This window comes from Pseudomonas sp. GM21 (assembly GCF_000282215.1).
In the GTDB taxonomy this organism is placed as follows: domain Bacteria; phylum Pseudomonadota; class Gammaproteobacteria; order Pseudomonadales; family Pseudomonadaceae; genus Aquipseudomonas.
On the sequence record NZ_AKJS01000005.1, the window covers coordinates 50,913 to 72,073 of the forward strand.

At 58.6% G+C, this 21,161-nt stretch carries 18 protein-coding genes and 1 pseudogene; 11 read left to right on the forward strand and 8 right to left on the reverse strand.

The features are described from left to right. Positions 1-2: 2 nt before the first annotated feature. Positions 3-671, reverse strand: coding sequence for an isoprenoid biosynthesis glyoxalase ElbB (gene elbB / locus PMI22_RS28370; protein WP_007942403.1), 669 nt, complete (start codon positions 669-671; stop codon positions 3-5). A 127-nt stretch (positions 672-798) separates the two neighbouring features. On the opposite strand from elbB, the pseudogene PMI22_RS30075 reads away from it, so the two are divergent. Further along, positions 799-1,633, forward strand: a pseudogene (locus tag PMI22_RS30075) (sterol desaturase family protein); the annotation flags it as partial. Here PMI22_RS30075 and PMI22_RS28355 read toward each other — a convergent pair. Then, complete coding sequence (locus PMI22_RS28355) at positions 1,614-2,246, reverse strand: DedA family protein (protein ID WP_007942406.1); 633 nt, start codon at positions 2,244-2,246, stop codon at positions 1,614-1,616. The pseudogene PMI22_RS30075 and the gene PMI22_RS28355 sit on opposite strands and share 20 nt — an antisense overlap. Before the next feature lie 207 nt (positions 2,247-2,453). Between PMI22_RS28355 and hemB the strand changes: the two genes are divergently transcribed. Further along, positions 2,454-3,467 carry a porphobilinogen synthase gene (hemB, locus tag PMI22_RS28350; RefSeq protein WP_007942407.1) on the forward strand — a complete coding sequence of 338 codons (1,014 nt, stop codon included), beginning with the start codon at positions 2,454-2,456 and terminating at the stop codon, positions 3,465-3,467. An 18-nt stretch (positions 3,468-3,485) separates the two neighbouring features. Beyond that, a complete protein-coding gene (ppk1, locus tag PMI22_RS28345; protein ID WP_007942408.1) occupies positions 3,486-5,708 on the forward strand; it encodes a polyphosphate kinase 1 in 2,223 nt (740 codons plus the stop codon). A 100-nt stretch (positions 5,709-5,808) separates the two neighbouring features. Here ppk1 and ppx read toward each other — a convergent pair whose 3' ends face one another. The 5 genes from ppx to PMI22_RS28320 form a co-directional block, all read right to left on the reverse strand. Next, positions 5,809-7,311: an exopolyphosphatase gene (ppx, locus tag PMI22_RS28340; protein WP_007942410.1), complete on the reverse strand. Its 1,503-nt coding sequence runs from the start codon at positions 7,309-7,311 to the stop codon at positions 5,809-5,811. Between the two features lie 181 nt (positions 7,312-7,492). Then, positions 7,493-8,230 (reverse strand): amino acid ABC transporter ATP-binding protein, encoded by a 738-nt coding sequence (locus PMI22_RS28335; RefSeq protein ID WP_007942412.1) that lies wholly within the window; start codon positions 8,228-8,230, stop codon positions 7,493-7,495. Beyond that, a complete protein-coding gene (locus PMI22_RS28330; protein ID WP_007942413.1) occupies positions 8,217-8,867 on the reverse strand; it encodes an amino acid ABC transporter permease in 651 nt (216 codons plus the stop codon). The genes PMI22_RS28335 and PMI22_RS28330 overlap by 14 nt, the downstream gene beginning before the upstream one ends. Then, a complete protein-coding gene (locus PMI22_RS28325; protein WP_007942414.1) occupies positions 8,864-9,532 on the reverse strand; it encodes an amino acid ABC transporter permease in 669 nt (222 codons plus the stop codon). The genes PMI22_RS28330 and PMI22_RS28325 overlap by 4 nt, the downstream gene beginning before the upstream one ends. Positions 9,533-9,554: 22 nt before the next feature. Beyond that, complete coding sequence (locus tag PMI22_RS28320; RefSeq protein ID WP_007942415.1) at positions 9,555-10,340, reverse strand: transporter substrate-binding domain-containing protein; 786 nt, start codon at positions 10,338-10,340, stop codon at positions 9,555-9,557. Positions 10,341-10,596: 256 nt separating this feature from the next. On the opposite strand from PMI22_RS28320, the gene PMI22_RS28315 reads away from it, so the two are divergent. The 7 genes from PMI22_RS28315 (at position 10,597) to PMI22_RS28285 (ending at position 18,848) form a co-directional block, all read left to right on the forward strand. Further along, positions 10,597-11,304 (forward strand): FadR/GntR family transcriptional regulator, encoded by a 708-nt coding sequence (locus PMI22_RS28315; RefSeq protein ID WP_007942417.1) that lies wholly within the window; start codon positions 10,597-10,599, stop codon positions 11,302-11,304. Positions 11,305-11,424: 120 nt separating this feature from the next. Further along, complete coding sequence (gene trxA / locus PMI22_RS28310) at positions 11,425-11,754, forward strand: thioredoxin TrxA (protein ID WP_003206727.1); 330 nt, start codon at positions 11,425-11,427, stop codon at positions 11,752-11,754. 247 nt (positions 11,755-12,001) lie between these two features. Continuing rightward, positions 12,002-13,261: a transcription termination factor Rho gene (rho, locus tag PMI22_RS28305; RefSeq protein WP_007942421.1), complete on the forward strand. Its 1,260-nt coding sequence runs from the start codon at positions 12,002-12,004 to the stop codon at positions 13,259-13,261. A gap of 186 nt (positions 13,262-13,447) precedes the next feature. Further along, on the forward strand, positions 13,448-15,451 hold the full coding sequence (locus PMI22_RS28300) for an acyltransferase family protein (RefSeq protein ID WP_007942422.1): 2,004 nt from the start codon (positions 13,448-13,450) through the stop codon (positions 15,449-15,451). A gap of 69 nt (positions 15,452-15,520) precedes the next feature. Then, positions 15,521-16,987, forward strand: coding sequence for a 4-hydroxy-3-polyprenylbenzoate decarboxylase (ubiD, locus tag PMI22_RS28295; protein WP_007942423.1), 1,467 nt, complete (start codon positions 15,521-15,523; stop codon positions 16,985-16,987). Further along, positions 16,987-17,955 (forward strand): CDP-6-deoxy-delta-3,4-glucoseen reductase, encoded by a 969-nt coding sequence (locus PMI22_RS28290; protein ID WP_007942424.1) that lies wholly within the window; start codon positions 16,987-16,989, stop codon positions 17,953-17,955. The genes ubiD and PMI22_RS28290 overlap by 1 nt, the downstream gene beginning before the upstream one ends. A gap of 221 nt (positions 17,956-18,176) precedes the next feature. Further along, the gene (locus tag PMI22_RS28285) at positions 18,177-18,848 is read left to right on the forward strand and encodes a gamma-glutamylcyclotransferase (RefSeq protein ID WP_007942425.1); all 672 of its coding nucleotides are present in this window, start codon (positions 18,177-18,179) and stop codon (positions 18,846-18,848) included. Here the strand turns inward: PMI22_RS28285 and glpT are convergent. Next, positions 18,821-20,173, reverse strand: a complete 1,353-nt coding sequence (gene glpT, locus PMI22_RS28280; RefSeq protein WP_007942426.1) for a glycerol-3-phosphate transporter — start codon at positions 20,171-20,173, stop codon at positions 18,821-18,823. The genes PMI22_RS28285 and glpT overlap by 28 nt on opposite strands. Positions 20,174-20,500: 327 nt before the next feature. On the opposite strand from glpT, the gene PMI22_RS28275 reads away from it, so the two are divergent. Beyond that, positions 20,501-21,115: an energy transducer TonB gene (locus PMI22_RS28275; RefSeq protein ID WP_007942427.1), complete on the forward strand. Its 615-nt coding sequence runs from the start codon at positions 20,501-20,503 to the stop codon at positions 21,113-21,115. Positions 21,116-21,161: the final 46 nt, after the last annotated feature.

The window sequence follows — 21,161 nt, forward strand, 5'->3', positions numbered from 1 at the left end:
GGTCAGGCGTCGTTTTCGTGGGTTAACTCAAGAACGCGGTCGACCATTTTGTTGATGCCGGACGCTGCTTCGCTGATGCTCTGCGCCAACATGTACGCCGGTGTACTCACCAGTTTGCGCGCCCGGTCTTCGACGATTTCGGTCACGGCGCAATCGGTGTGGGTCGCGCCCATTTTGTTCATGGCTGCGGCGGTCTCGGCGTCGTTGCCGATGGTGCAGTTCACCCCCGGGCCATAAATCTTCGCCGCCAGTGCCGGCGAGATGCACATCAAGCCGACTGGCTTGCCTGCTTCGGCGAAGGCTTCGGTCAATGCCAGGACATCGGGTTGCACGGTGCAACCGGCGCCTTCGATGGCGAAGTTCGACAGATTTTTGGCCGAGCCAAATCCACCGGGAACGATCAACGCATCAAATTCGTCGACATCGGCCTCGCGAATATCCTTGATGTTGCCCCGGGCGATCCGCGCCGATTCCACCAAGACATTGCGCGACTCGGGCATTTCCTCACCAGTCAGGTGATTGATCACATGCAATTGCGCGATGTTCGGGGCAAAGCACTGTACCTGAGCGCCACGCTGGTCCAGCCTCAGCAGGGTAATCACGCTTTCGTGGATCTCGGCGCCGTCGTACACGCCGCAGCCGGAAAGGATCACTGCAATTTTTTTGCTCATGGGTTGTTCTCCAGATTCATGGCGTTAAATGTCCACTAATTTGACGCTCGTTGCCATAGGGTTAATACGCGGTTACACCTAGCCTCTGTCCTCAAGATTCCGATCAGGGCGCGTCATGGACCTCATTATTTTCTACCTGCCGATGGCTGTGCTCGGCGTGCCGCTGCTGGTGTTCGTTAGTGTGGCTGCGCTGAATCTGCTGTATCAGTTCTGGGTGCATACCCGACACATCCCCAAACTCGGCTGGTTCGAAGGGTTCTTCGTGACGCCTTCCAATCATCGTGCCCACCATGCGCAGAACGCTCTCTACATGGATCGCAACTACGGTGGGGTGTTCATTATTTGGGACCGTCTATTTGGCTCGTTTCAGGAAGAAGACGACAATGAACCGGTGATTTTTGGCGTGACCACGCCGTTGGCGAGCTGGAATCCGTTGTGGGCCAACGTGCAGTTCTATGTGCAGTTGTGGGAAGACGCGCGGCGTGCCGAGAGCAAATGGGACAAGCTGCGGATCTGGTTCATGCGCACCGGTTGGCGACCGGCGGATGTGGCAGCCAGATACCCGACGAGCAAAGCCTGACTTGAGTCTTTTCCGTAAATTCGAGGTGCCGCTGGACAGCCGTCAACAACTGTATGTGGTGCTGCAGTTTTGCGCCTACATCGCGCTGGGTAGCTATTTGATGAATCTGGAGCGCAGCCTGCCAACCGCCGCGTTGGTGCTCGGTTGGATTGTGGTGGCGCTGGGGCTGTTTACGTTGGGCGTGGCCCTGGAGAGTCGTTCTTGGGCGTTGAAGCTAGAGCTGCTGCGGCTGGCATCGAATGTGCCGCTGGTGTGGCTGGCGCCGGTGGTCGGGCTGTGGCCGGCCAGCGCGCTGGGCTGGATCGGCCTGCTCAGTTACAGCCTGTTCAGCGTTATCGGTCTCTACTGTTGCAGAAACCGCTTCACTCGCCTGGCGTCTTAGGCGCTTCGACATTGACCCGTGCGGCTTTCAGGGCTTGCTCGTCGGCGTAGACTTTCTTCGCCAGACGGGCATTCTTGAAACGTCGACGCGCCCAGAGGCCCAGGCCCAGTACCAACAAGGCGCCGAGCACCCACAGTTCGTACTTCTTGACGCTGCCGAGCATACCCTCCAGCACGGCGCCAAAGTGATAAGCCGCGGCTGCCAGTGCAGTCGCCCAGATCGCCGCACCAATGCCGTTCAGCAGCAGATAACGTCCCGGTGGATAGCCCGACAGGCCGATGGCCACCGGCATCACCGTGCGCAAACCGTAGACAAAGCGGAAGCTGAGCACCCAGATGTCCGGGTGCCTGCGAATGTGCTCCAGCGCCCGATCACCCATCATCTGCCAGCGCGGTTTGCGCGCCAGCAATTTGCGACCGTGCTTGCGCCCCATGAAGTACCACAGCTGATCACCGGCATAACTGCCGAAGAACGCCACGACCACCACCCAATTGATGTCCATGTATCCGCGGAACGCGAGGAAGCCCGCGAGCACAAGAATGGTTTCGCCTTCGAAGAACGTGCCGAGAAACAGGGCAAAGTAGCCAAAGTCGTGCAGAAATTGTTGGAGCATTGTCTGGATGCTGGCGAAATGAACGCGCAGCCTAACCTGCCGTGCACATTCATGAAAGTGTCCAAATGTGTCTCGACGTGAACATTTCCTACAAGGACAATGGAATGCGACTACCTGTCACAGGGTGCACATAACTGTAATGCGTTAGTCATAATGATCGCTTATAACTGTCACGCTCGCCCGCCAGCGCGAGCTCAGGAGTCTGCCGTGAGCTTTACCCCCGCCAACCGTTTGTTTCCAGCCACCCGCCTGCGCCGCAACCGTCGTGATGATTTTTCGCGTCGACTGGTCCGTGAGACCGTTCTGAGCGTCGATGACCTGATCCTGCCGGTGTTCGTCCTGGACGGTGAAAACCGCCGCGAAGCGGTGGCCTCGATGCCGGGCGTCGAACGCCTGACCATCGATTTGTTGCTGGAAGAAGCCGCGAAGTGGGTCGAGCTGGGGATTCCGGCATTGGCGCTGTTCCCGGTCACGCCGCCTGAGCTCAAGACGCTGGATGCCGCCGAAGCCTGGAACCCGAACGGTATTGCCCAGCGCGCGACCCGCGCACTCAGGGCGCAGTTCCCTGAGCTGGGCGTCATCACCGACGTTGCCCTGGACCCGTTTACCACTCACGGTCAGGACGGCATCATCGACGAAGACGGCTATGTGCAGAACGACATTACCGTCGATGCGCTGGTCAGGCAGGCCCTGTCCCACGCCGAAGCCGGCGCCCAGGTGGTGGCCCCATCCGACATGATGGACGGCCGCATTCAGGCGATCCGCGAAGCCCTGGAACTGGCCGATCACGTCAACGTGCGGATCATGGCCTATTCGGCAAAATACGCCAGCGCCTACTATGGTCCGTTCCGCGACGCGGTCGGTTCGGCGCTGAACCTGGGCAAGGCCAACAAGGCCAGTTATCAGATGGACCCGGCCAACAGCAACGAAGCCCTGCACGAAGTGGCGGCAGACTTGTCAGAAGGCGCGGACATGGTCATGGTCAAGCCAGGGATGCCGTATCTGGACATCCTTTACCGGGTCAAAGAAGAATTCAAAGTGCCGACGTTTGTTTATCAAGTCAGCGGCGAATATGCCATGCACATGGCGGCGATCCAGAATGGCTGGTTGAGCGAAGGGGTTATTCTCGAATCCCTGACCGCTTTTAAACGAGCAGGCGCCGATGGCATCCTGACTTACTTCGCCGTCCGTGCCGCTCAATTGTTACGAGAGCAAAAATAGCCCTCACAGGAACATTCCATGAATACCGAAGGACTCACTGAAGTTGCTGTAAAAGAGGCTCAACCTGTGGTCGAGCAAATCGCCGAAACCCCGCCGGAGCTGGAGCCCGCTCCGCCCGCGGTGGTGGCCGAAACCGTAGCCCCGACCCCGGCGATTTCCATTCCCGGACTGGATGACAGCAGCCTGTACATCCATCGCGAGCTCTCGCAACTGCAGTTCAACATCCGCGTGCTGGAACAGGCGCTCGATGAGTCCTACCCCTTGCTGGAGCGGCTGAAGTTTCTGCTGATCTTCTCCAGCAACCTGGACGAGTTCTTCGAAATTCGTGTGGCTGGCCTGAAGAAGCAGATCACCTTCGCTCGTGAACAAGCTGGCGCCGATGGTCTGCAACCACATCAGGCCCTGGCCCGCATCAGCGAACTGGTGCACGGTCATGTTGACCGCCAGTACGCGATCCTCAACGACATTCTGCTGCCGGAACTGGAAAAACATCAGGTCCGCTTCATTCGTCGTCGGCACTGGACCACCAAGCTCAAGACCTGGGTTCGCCGTTATTTCCGCGACGAGATCGCGCCGATCATCACCCCGATCGGTCTCGATCCGACGCACCCGTTCCCGTTGCTGGTGAACAAGAGCCTGAACTTCATCGTCGAGCTCGAAGGTATCGACGCCTTCGGTCGCGATTCCGGTCTGGCGATTATCCCGGCGCCGCGCCTGCTACCGCGAGTCATCAAGGTGCCGGAAGAAGTCGGCGGTGCGGGCGACAACTATGTGTTCCTGTCGTCGATGATCCACGCCCACGCCGATGACCTGTTCCAGGGCATGAAGGTCAAAGGCTGCTACCAGTTCCGTCTGACCCGTAACGCCGACCTGGCACTTGATTCCGAGGACGTCGAAGACCTGGCCCGTGCACTGCGCGGCGAACTGTTCTCGCGTCGTTACGGGGATGCGGTGCGTCTGGAAGTGGCTGACACCTGCCCGAAACACCTGTCCGACTACCTGCTCAAGCAATTCAACTTGAGCGAGTCCGAGCTGTATCAGGTCAACGGCCCGGTGAACCTGACGCGTCTGTTCAGCATCACCGGCCTGGACAGCCAGCGCGAGCTGCAATACCTGCCGTTCACGCCGCAGATCCCGAAACTGCTGCAAAACAGCGAGAACATTTTCAGTGTGATCAGCAAGCAGGACATTCTGCTGCTGCACCCGTTCGAATCGTTTACCCCGGTGGTCGACCTGCTGCGTCAGGCCGCCAAGGACCCGCACGTGCTGGCCGTACGTCAGACGCTGTATCGTTCTGGCGCCAACTCGGAAATCGTCGATGCGCTGGTGGATGCGGCGCGTAACGGCAAAGAGGTCACGGCGGTGATCGAATTGCGAGCGCGGTTCGACGAAGAATCCAACCTGCAACTGGCCAGCCGCCTGCAAGCGGCCGGTGCGGTGGTGATCTACGGCGTAGTCGGCTTCAAGACCCACGCCAAGATGATGCTGATTCTGCGTCGCGAAGCGGGCGAAATCGTCCGGTACGCACACTTGGGCACGGGCAACTATCACGCCGGCAACGCGCGTCTTTACACCGACTACAGCCTGCTGACCTCCGATGACGCCTTGTGCGAAGACGTCGGCAAACTGTTCAGCCAGTTGATCGGCATGGGTAAAACCCTGCGCATGAAGAAGCTGCTGCACGCGCCGTTCACGCTGAAGAAGGGCATGCTGGACATGATTGCCCGGGAGACCCAGTTCGCCCTCGACGGCAAGCCGGCGCATATCATTGGCAAGTTCAACTCGCTGACCGATCCGAAGATCATCCGTGCGCTGTACAAGGCCAGTCAGTCCGGGGTGCGTATCGACCTGGTCGTGCGCGGCATGTGCTGCCTGCGTCCAGGCATCGCCGGGGTCTCGCACAATATCCATGTGCGCTCGATCATCGGTCGCTTCCTGGAGCACACACGGGTCTTCTACTTCCTTAATGGCGGCGACGAACAGATGTTCCTCTCCAGTGCCGACTGGATGGAGCGCAACCTCGACAAGCGCGTCGAGACCTGCTTCCCGGTGGAAGGTCGCAAGCTGATTGTGCGGGTCAAAAAAGAGCTGGAGCTGTACCTCACTGATAACACCCATAGCTGGAGCCTGCAGTCGGACGGTCGTTACGTCCGTAACACGCCGACTGGCAACCAGAACCCGCGCAGTGCCCAGGCCACGCTGCTGGAGCGTTTGGGTAGCCCGATCCTGACGGTGCGTTAACACGCAAAACTTGTGGGAGCGAGCTTGCTCCCACAGGGGATTGTGTCGCTTGCTTAATCGCGAGCATAAAAAAGGCCTTCCGAAGAAGGCCTTTTCAATTTCAGCGAGCGTTCAGCACGATGTCGACGCGGGTGAGCCATTCGGCTTCGATGGCGAAGTCGGCCTGGGTCAATTGGTTGTCGTCCAGCCATTGATCCGGGAACAGCACTTCCAGGCTGTTGCCATTGGCGCGCAGTTCGACCTGAGGCATTTGCTGGGTGCCGCGGATGTGATGGAACAGGATCGCAAAACGCAGCAATACGCACAGACGAATCAGCTTGATGCCGTCATCGCCGAACTCGGCAAATTTGTCCTTGGGAATATTGCGTCGGTGGCCACGCACCAACAGGGCCAGCATTAGCTGGTCCTCGCGGGAGAATCCGGCCAGGTCCGAGTGCTCGATCAGGTAGGCGCCATGCTTGTGGTACTGATAGTGCGCGATGTCCAGGCCCACTTCGTGGACTTTGGCGGCCCAGCCGAGCAATTCACGCCAGACGCCGTCTTCCAGATCCCAGTCCCTGGCAACTTGATCGAAGGCATGCAACGCCTTGCGTTCGACCCGCACCGCTTGTTCCTGATCGACGTGATAACGCTCCATCAGCGAGCCGAGCGTGCGTTCACGGACGTCTTCGTGATGATGACGACCCAGCAGGTCGTAGAGCACGCCTTCACGCAGGGCGCCTTCGCAGTGGTCCATGCGCTGGAGTTCGAGGGCGTCGAAAATCGCTTCGAGAATTGCCAGGCCCGCCGGGAAAATGGCCCGGCGGTCGGGCTTGATGCCCTCGAAGTCGATTTTCTCGACATCGCCGAGTTTGATCAGCTTGCGCTTGAGCCAGGCCAGGCCTTCGGCATTCACCTCGCCAGTGCCGTGACCGCCGGCCTTCAGTGCCAGGCCAATGGCGCGGATGGTGCCCGAGGAGCCGATGGCTTCATCCCAGGTCAGGCGGTGCAGGGCGTGTTCAATGCTCATGATCTCCAGCCGTGCCGCGGTGTACGCCTGGGCGTAGCGGGCCGGGGTGATCTTGCCGTCCTTGAAATAACGTTGGGTGTAGCTGACGCAGCCCATTTGCAAACTTTCGCGCAGCAGCGGCTCGAAGCGTTGGCCGATGATGAATTCGGTACTGCCGCCGCCGATGTCGGCCACCAGGCGTTTGCCCGGGGTGTCGGCGAGGGTGTGGGACACGCCAAGGTAGATCAGGCGCGCTTCTTCACGGCCGGAGATGACTTCTACCGGGTGGCCGAGGATTTCTTCGGCGCGGTGGATGAATTCGGAGCGGTTACGGGCCTCACGCAGGGCGTTGGTGCCGACGATGCGCACGGCGCCTGTGGGCATACCGTTGATCAGTTGGGCAAAACGCTTGAGGCAGTCGAGCCCGCGTTGCATGGATTCTTCGCTGAGATGGCGCTCTTCGTCGATGCCGGCGGCCAGCTGAACCTTCTCCCCGAGACGCTCGAGAATGCGGATCTCGCCGTTCTGGGCCTTGGCCACGACCATGTGAAAGCTGTTGGAGCCCAGGTCGATTGCGGCGATCAGGGACAGATTCTTCGCTTGGGATTGCGGCATGGTCAGGGGTCTCGGTCGATAACCTCGACATCCTGCCACGATCAACGGCTGGCGCCAACGCGCAGTGTTCAAAGCCGATCGTTCCCATGCTCCGCGTGGGCATGCAGCCCGGGACGCTCTGCGTCCCAAAAGCGGACGCGGAGCGTCCGTTGAGGCATTCCCACGCGGAGCATGGGAACGATCAGGTGGCGTGTTCAACCGTCCCGATAAAATTCGCCAACTCCGCCGTCTGCGGATGGGCGAACAGCACTTTCGGATCCCCCACCTCATGCACCTTACCCTGATGCATGAACACCACCTTATCCCCAACCTCCCGGGCAAAGCGCATTTCGTGGGTGACCATGATCAGCGTCATCCCGTCCCTGGCCAGTTGCCGAACCACACTCAGCACTTCATTGACCAACTCCGGGTCCAGCGCCGAGGTAATCTCATCGCACAGCAGCACTTTGGGCGACATCGCCAGCGCCCGGGCAATGGCCACCCGCTGTTGTTGCCCGCCGGACAGCCGGTCGGGGAAGGCGTCAAACTTTTCCCCCAGCCCTACGCGCTCCAGCATCTCCCTCGCCAGTTCAGCCGCTTTGGCTTTCGGTACTTTCTGCACCACTTGCGGCGCGAGCATGACGTTCTCGCCAACGGTCAGGTGTGGGAACAGGTTGAACTGCTGGAACACCATGCCGACTTTCTGCCGCAGGCTGCGCAAGTCAGCACGGGCGGCGTCAAGGTATTCGCCGTCCACTTCGATCACGCCGTCGTTGATTGACTCCAGGCCATTGAGCGTGCGCAATAACGTGGATTTGCCCGAGCCGCTGCGGCCGATGATCGCCACCACCTGGCCTTCCTCGACGCTAAGGTCGATGCCTTTGAGCACGTGGTGATCGCCGTAATATTTATGCAGGGCGGAAATTCTAAGCAGAGGCATGCAGTCTCCTTTCCAGGTAGCGCGCGCTGAGGGACAGGGGGTAGCAGAGTAGGAAGTAACCGAGGGCAACCAGGCCATACACCATGAAGGGTTCGAAGGTGGCGTTGGCAAGCATGCCGCCGGTCTTGGTCAGTTCGGTGAAACCAATGATGGAAGTCACGGCGGTGCCTTTGACCACTTGCACCGAAAAGCCCACGGTCGGCGCCACGGCGATTCGCAACGCTTGCGGCAGGATCACGTAACGCAGCTGCTCCAGCGGATTGAGCGCAAGGCTTGATGAAGCTTCCCACTGACCGTTGGGGATCGATTCGACGCAACCGCGCCAGATCTCCGCCAGATACGCGCTGGTAAACAGCGTCAGGGCAACCGCAGCGGCCATCCATGGCGAGATGTCCACGCCGGCCAGCGCCACACCGAAGAACACCAGAAACAGCTGCATCAACAGCGGCGTGCCCTGGAACAGTTCGATGTAAGTGCGAGCGAAGCTTCGCGGCAGGGATTTTTTCGAAATGCGCATGACCAGGATCAGCAAGCCGATCAACCCACCGCCGATAAACGCCACCAGCGACAGCGCCAGGGTCCATTGCAGGCCTGTGAGCAAGTTGCGCACGACGTCCCAAAAGGTGAAATCACTCATTGGCTGCTCCTGGCGATGTAGCGACGACCGATCCAGTTCAGCAATTGGCGGATCAACAGCGCCATGCACAAATAGAGCAGGGTGGTCAGGGCATAGGTTTCAAAGGCGCGGAAGTTGCGCGATTGAATGAAGTTGGCGGCGAAACTCAGTTCTTCGGTCGCAATCTGCGAGCAGACGGCCGAACCGAGCATGACGATGATGATCTGGCTGCTCAGCGCCGGCCATACTTTGCCCAGGGCCGGCAGCAGGACCACATGGCGGAACGCTTCAAAGCGGTTCATCGCCAAGGCGGCTGCGGCTTCAAGCTGCCCCCGGGGAATCGCCTGGATGCCCGCACGAATGATCTCGGTGGAATAGGCGCCGAGGTTGATCACCATCGCCAGCACCGCGGCCTGCCATTCTGAAATCTGCACGCCCAGGGATGGCAATCCGAAGAAGATGAAAAACAACTGCACCAGAAACGGCGTGTTGCGGATCAGCTCGACGTAAACCCCGAAAATCGCCGAGAACGGTCGAATGTTCCACGCCCGCACCAGCGCCCCGACGATGCCAAGCCCCACGCCAAGCACGGCACCGACCGCCGTCAGCTCAAGGGTGAACAGCGCCCCGCGCAGCAACAGGTCGGTGTTGTGAACCACCGGCAGAAAGTCGAACTGATAAGCCATGCTCGGTCTCCTTTGGCGAAAATCAGAGATCGGCCGGCAACGGTTCTTTCAGCCAGGTTTGGGAATTTTTCTCCAGCGCGCCATCGGTCTTGGCGGTGGCGAGGATCTGATTGACCTTGCCCAGCAGCGCGGCCTCGTTCTTGTTTACGCCAACGTAGACCGGCGAATCCTTGAGCTTCACTTTCAGCGCGGGCACACGTTTCGGGTTTTTCTCGCTGATCGCCACCATCACCACGTTGCCGCTGGCAATCAAGTCAACCTGGCCTGCGAGGTAGGCGGCAATGGTCGAGTTGTTGTCTTCGAAACGCTTGATGGTCACGCCTTCGGGGGCCACTTTGGTCAGTTCGATGTCTTCGATGGCGCCACGGGTGACGCTGATGGTTTTGCCCTTGAGGTCGTCCAGGCTTTTGATGTCGGCGTCTGGCGGGCCGAACACCGCGAGGTAGAAAGGGGCGTAGGCGCTGGAGAAATCGATGACTTTTTCGCGCTCGGGGTTCTTGCCGAGACTGGAGATCACCAGGTCCACCTTGCCGGTCGTCAGGAACGGGATGCGGTTGGTGCTGTTGACCGGGGTCAGTTCGAGGTTGACCTTGAGCTGGTCGGCCAGCAGTTTTGCGGTATCGATGTCCAGTCCGCGCGGTTTCATGTCCGGGCCGACCGAGCCGAACGGTGGGAAGTCCTGCGGCACGGCGACTTTGAGAACGCCGCGTTTGACCACATCCTCCAGACCGTCGGCGTGGGCGGGCGCCTGGCTCAGCATCAGGCTGGCAAACAGGGCGGCAAGGAGGGCGCTGTAACGCTGGGTCATGGCAAATCTCCGGATCGGCGAGAAGTGAATTCTGCGGATCGACAGAGCATGGGCCATGCCAAGAGTCGGTTTTAGGGGCGCAGGCCGCGGGTTTACTGGCATTGTTCGGTCTTACTGGTCTGAACAGTCAGGTCCTGTTTCGCACCCCGATAGCGCATCGCCGCAAACGACCGAACCCCCATGGGGCACGACTTGCCGGGCGCTGCGATTAGCTTTACAACTGATCGCTCATTGGCCTGGTTCGTTTGAAAAAACCATGAATTCGATCTCCCGTGCGGTTCCTGAAGTGGCACTGCAAGCCATTCGTAAACTGATCACCGAGCATGGATTCGGGCCGGGCGATGCCTTGCCCTCGCAACGGGACCTGGCGGTGCAGCTGGGGGTCAGTCGGGCGTCATTGCGTGAGGCATTGTCGTCGCTGAGTGCGCTGGGGGTGATCAGTATCCAGCCAGGCAAAGGCGTATTCGTGCAGGCGCCGGTGGACCTGCCGCGTGGCGAGCCCACAGTGAGTTGGCCGTTCGCTGCCCAGGCCTCACCACTGGATATTTTCCAGTTGCGTTATGCCCTGGAAGGCTTTGCCGCCGGTTTGGCGGCAGTGACCCTGAGCACTCAAGAGCTCGATGCGCTGGAAGACAACGTCGCAGCGATGCGCATCGAGTTGAAGGCCGGCGACTTCGAGGCTGCAGCGAGGCTGGATTTCGAGTTCCACCAACGCATCCTGCTGGCCAGCGGGAATCAGGCGATGCTGAGCATCCTGAGCGCCAGCGCCGAGATCTTTCTGGAGAGCCAGAAGTTACCGTTCATCCGGGCTGAGCGGGCCCTGGAAACCTGGCAGGAACACCGTAAAATCCTCCGCGCGCTGACCCGCCGGGCATCCGGGGCTGCGCAGAAGGCTATGCACGAACATGTACGAAACGCGGCGCTGCGTACGGGAATTACCTTCGTCGCTCCCGCCACCCTGTGACCTGAGCTATACCCAAACTCATGGACCACCATAGCGAGACTCAATCATCTGCACCTTCCTGAACGAGGGAAGGGCGGCTATGATGGGCCACGTTTTTTTGCTTACAACCTGGAGACTTCCATGAGCAGCGATCTTATCAAACACGTTAGCGACGCTAGCTTCGAGGCCGACGTACTCAAGGCCGAAGGCGCTGTACTGGTCGACTACTGGGCTGAATGGTGCGGCCCTTGCAAAATGATCGCTCCTGTTCTGGACGAAATTGCTGAAACCTACAAAGGCAAGCTGACCGTTGCCAAGCTGAACATCGACGAAAACCAGGAAACACCGGCCAAGCATGGCGTGCGTGGTATCCCGACGCTGATGCTGTTCAAGAACGGCAACGTTGAAGCGACCAAGGTCGGCGCGCTGTCCAAGTCGCAGCTGGCTGCTTTCCTCGACGCCAACATCTAAGCGTTGATTTAAGCGTCATCAAAAAGGCCCCGCACATCGCGGGGCCTTTTCGTTATTCAGGGCTAGACGCTCCGAAACGCAGGTGTTACATTCGGCCCCGCACTGGTTTCTCCATTGCCCCCTGCTAGCCGTCGCCGACGCACTCCTTTTCGAATAAGTACGCGATCCTGTCGCCTTCTCTGCGGCGCGGCCTCATTAAGCCAAAAGCTTAATTTCCCCCCTCCATAAATGATTACGTCATTCCTATATGAATCTGACTGAACTCAAGCAAAAGCCGATTACCGAACTGCTCGAATTGGCCGAACAGATGGGCATAGAAAATATGGCCCGTTCGCGCAAGCAGGACGTGATTTTCTCCCTGCTCAAAAAGCACGCGAAAAGCGGCGAGGAAATCTCCGGTGATGGCGTGCTGGAGATTCTCCAGGACGGCTTCGGCTTCCTGCGCTCCGCTGACGCTTCCTATCTTGCCGGCCCGGACGATATTTACGTCTCGCCAAGCCAGATCCGTCGCTTTAACTTGCGCACCGGTGACACCATCGTTGGCAAGATCCGCCCTCCAAAGGAAGGCGAGCGTTATTTCGCGCTGCTCAAGGTTGATACGATCAACTACGATCGTCCCGAGAACGCGAAAAACAAGATTCTCTTCGAGAACCTGACCCCGCTGTTCCCGACTGTGCGCATGAAGATGGAAGCCGGTAACGGTTCCACCGAAGACTTGACCGGTCGTGTCATCGACCTGTGCGCTCCGATCGGCAAAGGCCAGCGCGGTCTGATCGTTGCACCGCCGAAAGCCGGTAAGACCATCATGCTGCAGAACATTGCAGCGAACATCGCACGCAACAACCCGGAAGTTCATCTGATCGTCTTGCTGATCGACGAACGTCCGGAAGAAGTAACCGAAATGCAGCGCACCGTGCGCGGCGAAGTGGTTGCCTCGACGTTCGACGAGCCGCCAACCCGCCACGTGCAGGTTGCCGAAATGGTGATCGAGAAGGCCAAGCGCCTGGTCGAACACAAGAAAGACGTGGTGATCCTGCTCGACTCCATCACCCGTCTGGCCCGTGCCTACAACACCGTGATCCCGAGCTCCGGCAAGGTACTGACCGGTGGTGTCGATGCCCACGCCCTGGAGAAACCGAAACGTTTCTTCGGCGCCGCACGGAACATCGAAGAAGGCGGCTCGCTGACCATTATCGCCACCGCGCTGGTTGAAACCGGCTCGAAGATGGACGAAGTGATCTACGAAGAATTCAAAGGCACCGGCAACATGGAACTGCCTCTGGACCGTCGTATCGCTGAAAAACGCGTCTTCCCGGCCATCAACATCAACCGTTCCGGCACACGCCGCGAAGAGTTGTTGACCGCCGACGACGAGTTGCAGCGCATGTGGATCCTGCGCAAGCTGCTGCACCCGATGGACGAGATCGCTGCCATCGAGTTCCTGGTCGACAAGCTGAAAACGACCAAGACCAACGACGAGTTTTTCTTGTCGATGAAGCGCAAGTAAGACGGCTCGTTTGAGTTGAAAAATGGCGCCCCTCGAGGGTGCCATTTTTTTTGTGTTGAAAATGGAAGGTTTGTGATCAGCTACGGTCCCTTGGGAAGCACTCATTCGATACAGAAACGCTGTCTAGCCCTTGCGCCACGGACAGAAGCTGTTCAAACAATAATCAACTGACTGGCATTCGAGTTTATGAGCACTCTTGCTTACCGAAGGGATATCGACGGCTTGCGGGCAATCGCCGTTATTGCGGTGGTGTTGTTCCATTTTGGCGTTCCTGGATTTACCGGCGGATTCGTTGGTGTAGATATCTTTTTCGTGATTTCCGGCTTCCTGATCACCTCGATCATCTGGAATCAGCGGCAGGCCGGGCGTTTCAGCTTTGTCGATTTCTGGGCGCGCCGTGCCCGGCGGATTCTGCCAGCGCTGTTTGTGATGATTGTCGCGGTGCTGGTGGTGGGCTGGTTCCTGTTGGCGCCCGCGGATTACGAAGAGCTGGGCCGCTCGGTGCGCTATCAGGTGATGTTCGTTTCCAACATCCTGTTTATGCGTCAGGACGGTTATTTTGACGTCGCCTCCGATCTCAAGCCTTTGCTGCATACATGGTCGCTGGCGGTTGAAGAACAGTTTTATATTGTCTTTCCGCTGCTCCTGACGGTGCTGTCGAGTCGCCTGAAACATTGGCGCCTGGCCCTGTTTGGCGTGTTGCTGGTGTCATTCGGGCTCAGTGTCTGGGCCGTTGCCCATCACCCTGAAAAAGCCTTTTTCCTGTTACCAATGCGTGCCTGGGAGCTGTTGGCCGGCGCCATGCTGGCGATCGCGCCGCGAACGGGCTGGCGCCTGACGCCCATCGGGGCGCAACTGTTGAGCCTGACCGGAGCCGGGCTGATTCTGACGGCCGTGTTCTGCTATGACAAAAGCACACCATTCCCTGGTGCAGCCGCCTTGCTGCCGACCCTGGGTGTAGTCGCGCTGATCCTGGCCAACGGCCATCGGCAAACCCTGGTCGGTCGCTTGCTCGCCAGTCGTGTGCTGGTCGGGTTCGGGCTGATTTCCTATTCGTGGTACCTGTGGCACTGGCCGGTCTTCGTTTTCTCCAGTTATGCCAGCGTCGACGAGCCTGGCCCGTTTGATATCTCAGGGTTGATTCTGCTCAGTCTGGTGCTGGGTTATCTGTCGTGGCGATTCGTCGAGACGCCGTTGCGCGAGCGCCGGCTGTTGGCGGGGCGTCGGCAGATTCTGCTCGCAGCGGGGATGGGGGTGTTGGTGTTGGGGCTGGCCGGCCAAGCGTTGCGCTGGACCGATGGTTTGCCCTCGCGCCTGTCCGATCAAGCCTTGCAGTATGCCAAAGGGAAAGAGTGGCGCCCGGAGCTGATGCGCTGCGTGGCCAATGATCAAACCCCGGACGACAAGCTATTTTGTCATTACGGGATGCCAGCACCAGACGTTTCAAAGGCGCTGGTCTGGGGCGACAGTCATGCCACGGCGTTGATTCCGGTATTCGACGACGGTGCGCAGAAGTACGGTGTCAGCGTGATTCTGGCCAGTGCTACGGGCTGCATTCCGGTTGAAGGGCTGGAACACGATCCGCAGTGTGCACGGTTCAATCGCCGGGTCGAGCAGGCCATGAAGCTGCAGTCGGTGGGCGATGTGGTGTTGGTCGCGCACTGGAGCCTGTATCTCTATGGCGATGCGAAAGGTGACCTTGGGCATGTGTTGCGCGATTCCCATGGCCGTTATGACCGGGCGAACGCCGAACAACAACTGACCGACGGATTACAGGCAACCGTGCGACAACTGCGCGGCGGCGGGCATCGCGTCTGGCTGGTCAAGGAAGTGCCGCTGCAACCGTTCAGCCCACCTTACCGTCTCAGCCGCTTGGCGATGATGAATCGTCCAACCGATGACGTGGGGCTCGCGGTGGCCGAACACTTCAAGCGCCAGGCTTTCATCAGTCAGTTGTTTGCACAAATTGCGACAGCCAATACCGGGGTGACCGTTGTTGATCCGGCGCCGCTGCTGTGCGATGACGAAGGGCTTTGCCGCACCGAACTCGATGGTCATTCGATGTACGTCGACGACAATCACTTGTCCGAAGTCGGTGCACGGTTCATCGCGCCGGTGCTTGAGCCGTTGTTCAAGCGCTTGCACGCACGGGCAACTCTGGGTAATGGTGACCCAAATGCAGCCAGGTAAGCAGCGATAAGCTGCCAGCGAACGGCAGAGCAGGTAGGATGTACGCCTATTTTAGGGGTGCCACCGTTAATGAAATTCAAGGATCTTCGGGATTTCGTGCAGCAGCTTGAGCAGCGCGGAGAGTTGAAACGCATCCAGATCCCCGTCTCTCCAGTGCTGGAGATGACCGAAGTCTGTGATCGCACTCTGCGGGCGAAAGGCCCGGCGTTGCTGTTCGAAAACCCTACCGGCTACGATATTCCGGTGCTGGGCAACCTGTTTGGCACTCCCGAGCGGGTCGCGATGGGCATGGGTGCCGAGGCAGTCAGTGAGCTGCGTGAGATAGGCAAGCTGCTGGCCTTCCTCAAAGAACCCGAGCCTCCGAAGGGCTTGAAAGACGCCTGGTCGAAGCTGCCGATCTTCCGCAAGATCATCGCCATGGCGCCGAAAGTCGTCAAAGACGCGGTTTGCCAGGAAGTGGTCATCGAAGGCGACGACGTCGACCTCGCCATGCTGCCGGTGCAGACCTGCTGGCCGGGCGACGTCGGCCCGCTGATCACCTGGGGCCTGACCGTCACCAAAGGTCCGAACAAGGATCGCCAGAACCTCGGCATCTACCGTCAGCAAGTGATCGGCCGCAACAAGGTCATCATGCGCTGGCTGAGTCACCGTGGCGGTGCGCTGGATTATCGCGAGTGGTGCGAGAAGCATCCTGGTCAGCCATTCCCTGTGTCCGTGGCGTTGGGCGCTGACCCGGCGACCATTCTCGGTGCCGTAACGCCGGTACCGGACAGTCTTTCCGAATACGCATTCGCCGGTCTGCTGCGCGGCAATCGCACCGAATTGGTGAAATGCCGTGGCAATGACTTGCAAGTCCCTGCCACTGCCGAGATCATCCTTGAAGGCGTGATCCATCCGGGTGAAATGGCCGACGAAGGTCCGTATGGCGACCACACCGGTTATTACAACGAAGTCGACAGCTTCCCGGTGTTCACCGTCGAGCGCATCACCCACCGGATCAAGCCGATCTACCACAGCACCTACACCGGCCGTCCACCGGATGAGCCGGCGATTCTCGGCGTGGCACTGAACGAAGTGTTCGTGCCGATCCTGCAAAAGCAATTCCCGGAAATCACTGACTTCTACCTGCCGCCGGAAGGCTGCTCGTACCGCATGGCCATCGTGACCATGAAGAAGTCGTATCCGGGCCACGCCAAGCGGGTAATGCTCGGTGTCTGGTCGTTTTTGCGACAGTTCATGTACACCAAGTTCGTTATCGTCACTGATGACGACATTAACGCGCGGGACTGGAACGACGTGATCTGGGCCATCACCACGCGCATGGATCCCAAGCGCGACACGGTGATGATCGACAACACGCCGATTGACTACCTCGACTTCGCCTCGCCGGTCTCAGGCCTGGGATCGAAAATGGGGCTCGATGCCACACATAAATGGCCGGGCGAAACCACTCGCGAGTGGGGTCGGGTGATCGTCAAGGACGACGCCGTGACCCAACGGATCGATGCCATCTGGAATCAGTTAGGAATAGATTGATGCGTGTAACCTTGCAGCCCTCCGGAGCAGTGCTTGAGATTCTGCCCGGCGAGCGGATTCTCGATGGTGCCCGCCGCCTGGGCTTTGAATGCCCGCAAAGCTGCCGCAATGGTAATTGCCATGTCTGCGCGGCGTTGCTGGTGGAAGGGCGGGTCGAACAAGCCGGTAATGTGCGCGACCATGGCGAGTTCTACACTTGCATAGCAGAGCCGCTGGAAGACTGCATCGTGCTGTGGGATGGCGTGCTCGCGCTGGGAGAACTACCGGTGCGCAGCGTGTCGTGTCAGGTCATTGAATGCAGGGACGTCGGCGGCGACACCTGGCGCGTGCGCCTGCGCGCACCGGCCGGCAAGCCGCCGCGTTATCACGCGGGCCAGTACCTGATGATCGAGCGTGAAAGCGGCGAAAAATCCGCATTCTCTCTGGCGTCCGCCCCCCATGGCGGGCGTGACCTGGAAATCCATGTATTGGCGCGCGAAAGCAGTGCGTTAAACCTGATCAGCCAGCTTCAGCGCAATCCGATGGTGCGAGTTGAACTGCCATTTGGCGATACCCATCTGGCGGAATTGCCGGACGGCCCACTGGTGTTGATCGCAGCAGGCACCGGCATGGGACAGATCCACAGCCTGATCGAGCACTGCCGCGCCACGGGCTTCAAGTATCCGGTTCACCTGTACTGGGGCGTGCGCCGTCCTGAAGACTTTTACCAGATCGAGCATTGGGATGAATGGCTGAAACTGCCTAATCTGTTCCTGCACAAGGTCGTCAGTGATCAATGCGGTTGGGAAGGGCGGTGCGGGATGCTGCACGAGGCGGTGTGTGAGGATTTCCCGGATCTGAGATCCTTGCATGTCTATGCCAGCGGCTCACCGGCCATGGTCTACGGCACGCTGGATGCGCTGGTTGAAGCCGGAATGGATGCTCATCAGATGCGTGCGGATGTATTTGCGTACGCGCCGCGATCTTGATCCGCGATCTTGATCCGCAGTTTTATCCGATATAACTCCTCATATAGCCGATCGGTATTTATAAACTTATATAAATACCGGTAGGTTATATTTGTTTAAGGCAATAATTTAATAACTGTGCCATGGCACCTAAATTGCCTTAAAACTTATGTGCCTTATTGTTACAGCGGTGCGTTCTATTAAGTAATTCACTACCCGCGGGGAGCTGAACGCTAATCGCCATGAGCGCCATTGAATCCGCTTTTATGAATCCGGCTTATCCTCCTCAACTCGACTTGGGGCCGCAGCTTACGCACGAGCAGTTGCTCGGCTCGATGCAGTCGACCATGGCGCGCCACAAGGGCGGGCCTGTCTGGTTGTTCGCTTACGGTTCATTGATCTGGCGTCCAGAGTGCACGGCGGTAGAGCGTGTTCGCGGTCGGGTGCATGGTTACCATCGCGGTTTGTACCTGTGGTCTCACGAGCATCGCGGCACACCTGAAATGCCTGGCCTGGTGTTTGGTCTGGATCGTGGCGGCTCTTGCAGCGGTTTCGCTTATCGTTTGCCCGAAGAACAACTTGAATCCTCGCTTTACGCGCTGTGGCAGCGCGAAATGCCAGTCCCCTCCTATCGGCCACACTGGCTCAACTGCCGTCTCGAAGACGGAAACCAGGTTCAGGCATTGGGGTTTGTCCTGGAGCGGCACCTGCCCAGCTATGCCGGCAACTTGCCGGATCATGTGCTGAGCCAGGTGTTCGAAAGTGCTAGCGGGCGATACGGCAGCACTCGCGATTATGTCGAGCAAACGGCGCACGCCCTGCGTAGCCACGCCATGCCAGACCGAAATCTGGAGGCGCGGCTCAAGCGCTGCAAATCAAAGTCTGATCAGGCGATCGCTGCTTCGCGGGTCTGACTGGCGGTTTGTTTGTGCCCCAGTGTGGGGGCAAGAAATGCCATCGCCAGCAAACAAGCGGCGACCAACAGAATGAAACCGCCATCCCAGCCAAAATAGTCCACGGTGTAGCCCATCAGGGCGCTGGCCGCGACTGAACCACCCAGATAACCAAACAGGCCGGTAAAACCAGCAGCCGTCCCTGCGGCTTTCTTCGGCACCAGTTCCAGCGCTTGCAAGCCGACCAGCATCACCGGGCCATAGATCAGGAAGCCAATCGCGAACAGCGAGATCATGTCGACCATCGGGTTGCCCGGCGGATTCAGCCAGTACACGATCGTTGCAACAGTCACCAGTGCCATGAACACCATGCCGGTCAGTCCACGGTTGCCGCGGAAGATCTTGTCCGACATCCAGCCGCACAACAATGTGCCGGGAATGCCTGCCCACTCATACAGGAAGTAAGCCCACGACGTCTTGTCGAAATCGAAGTGCTTGACCTCTTTGAGGTAGGTCGGCGCCCAGTCCAGGATGCCGTAGCGCAGCAGGTAGACGAAGACGTTTGCCAGGGCGATGAACCAGAGCATTTTGTTGCGCAGCACGTATTTGACGAAAATGTCCTTGGCGCTGAATTCCTCTTCGTGGCTGGCGTCGTAGCCTTCCGGATAATCGTTTTTGTATTTCTCAATGGGCGGCAGGCCGTTCGATTGCGGTGTATCGCGCATCACAATGAAAGCAAACACGGCCACCAGCAGCGCCACAGCGGCCGGTACGTAGAACTTGCTGTGCCAGTCGTTGAACCAGCCCATGCCGAGAATCGCCAGCGGGCCGATCAAACCACCGCCAACGTTATGCGCGGTGTTCCATACCGATACCACCTGACCGCGTTCTTTCTGCGACCACCAATGCACCATGGTTCGTCCGCTAGGCGGCCAACCCATGCCTTGCGCCCAGCCGTTGATGAACAACAGGATGAACATCATGGTCACGCTGGACGTTGCCCACGGTGCGAAACCGAACACGAACATTACTCCGGCGGAGACCACCAGGCCAAAAGGCAGGAAGTAACGCGGGTTGGAGCGGTCGGACACGATGCCCATCAGAAACTTGGACAGACCATAGGCGATGGCAATTGCCGACATGGCCACGCCCAGCTGACCCTTTGTGTAGCCTTGGGCAATCAGGTCCGGGAACGCGAGGGTGAAGTTCTTGCGCAGCAGGTAATAACCCGCATACCCAATGAAAATCCCGGCGAAAATCTGCCAGCGAAGGCGTTTGTAGGTGTCGTCTATTTTTTCTTCAGGCAAAGGAGCCTGATGTGCGGCAGGGCGAAAGAAAGCAAACATTCAAGAGCTCCAGATTTCTTGTTTTGACTGCGGATGCGAATGTTACAGTTTCGTTACCGAAAATAGCACCGGTTCGCATTGGCAAAAAAGCGGAAATGTGGGTAATTGTTTGTTCCTTTACGAACATGTCGTACAGGCATAAGTGAAGGGCGGTGTGGGAAACGTCTTGCGCAGCTTTAAACGACGCATTTCAGTCCGGGGCAGGACGAGGCTTTGGGAAATTTCCTGCGTTGGATTGGGATGCGACGGCGTTCTGTTTCAGGTTAATGAGCCTTAACCTTTTTGCTGGTACCGGGTTTGGTATTTCAGCGGCGAAGGGGAGGGGTTATGCGGTGGTTGGTGTTTGCGATTTTGTTGGTTGCGACTGTCGGTGTGTGGGCTGGTGAGGTGGTATTGACTCCCGAACACAATCCGAAGCCGTTATATCCCCGCGAGCTATTTAGAAAAGGGGTTACAGGAGCGGTCCGGGTCAGTTTTACGGTGTATGCCGATGGCTCGGTCAGCAAAGTACGCATTTTGCAAAGCGACCATCCTGATCTGGCGGAAGCGAGCCGCAACGCCATTGAGCAGTGGCGCTTCAAAGCGTGGACAGTCGAAGGCGATCTGCCCTCAGAGATGGAAGTGACTGCCCCAATGGTTTTCAGGCTGGATCACGATATGCCCATACATGCGAACCAATGGCTGAAACAGTTGAAGTGCCGTGACTTCAACGAAATGTTGGCCGATTTTCCGGAGTCCGCGTGGGTCGACGCAGTGGTGTTTGACTACACTCGTGCTTATCTGTCGAACGTCTTCAATGCGACACAGTTGCAGAATGAGCCGCGCTTGGCGTTGATTGCCACGTTGAACAAGCGGGTGCCGAACATCGTCAGGGAGTGCCGGGCGAGTCCGGTTCGCAAGTACGTGAATCTGTTGCCGGAGGATGTTCGGAAGTTGTTTTAACCCCCGCCAATAAAAATGCGGTCTGGGACTATCCAGACCGCACCTT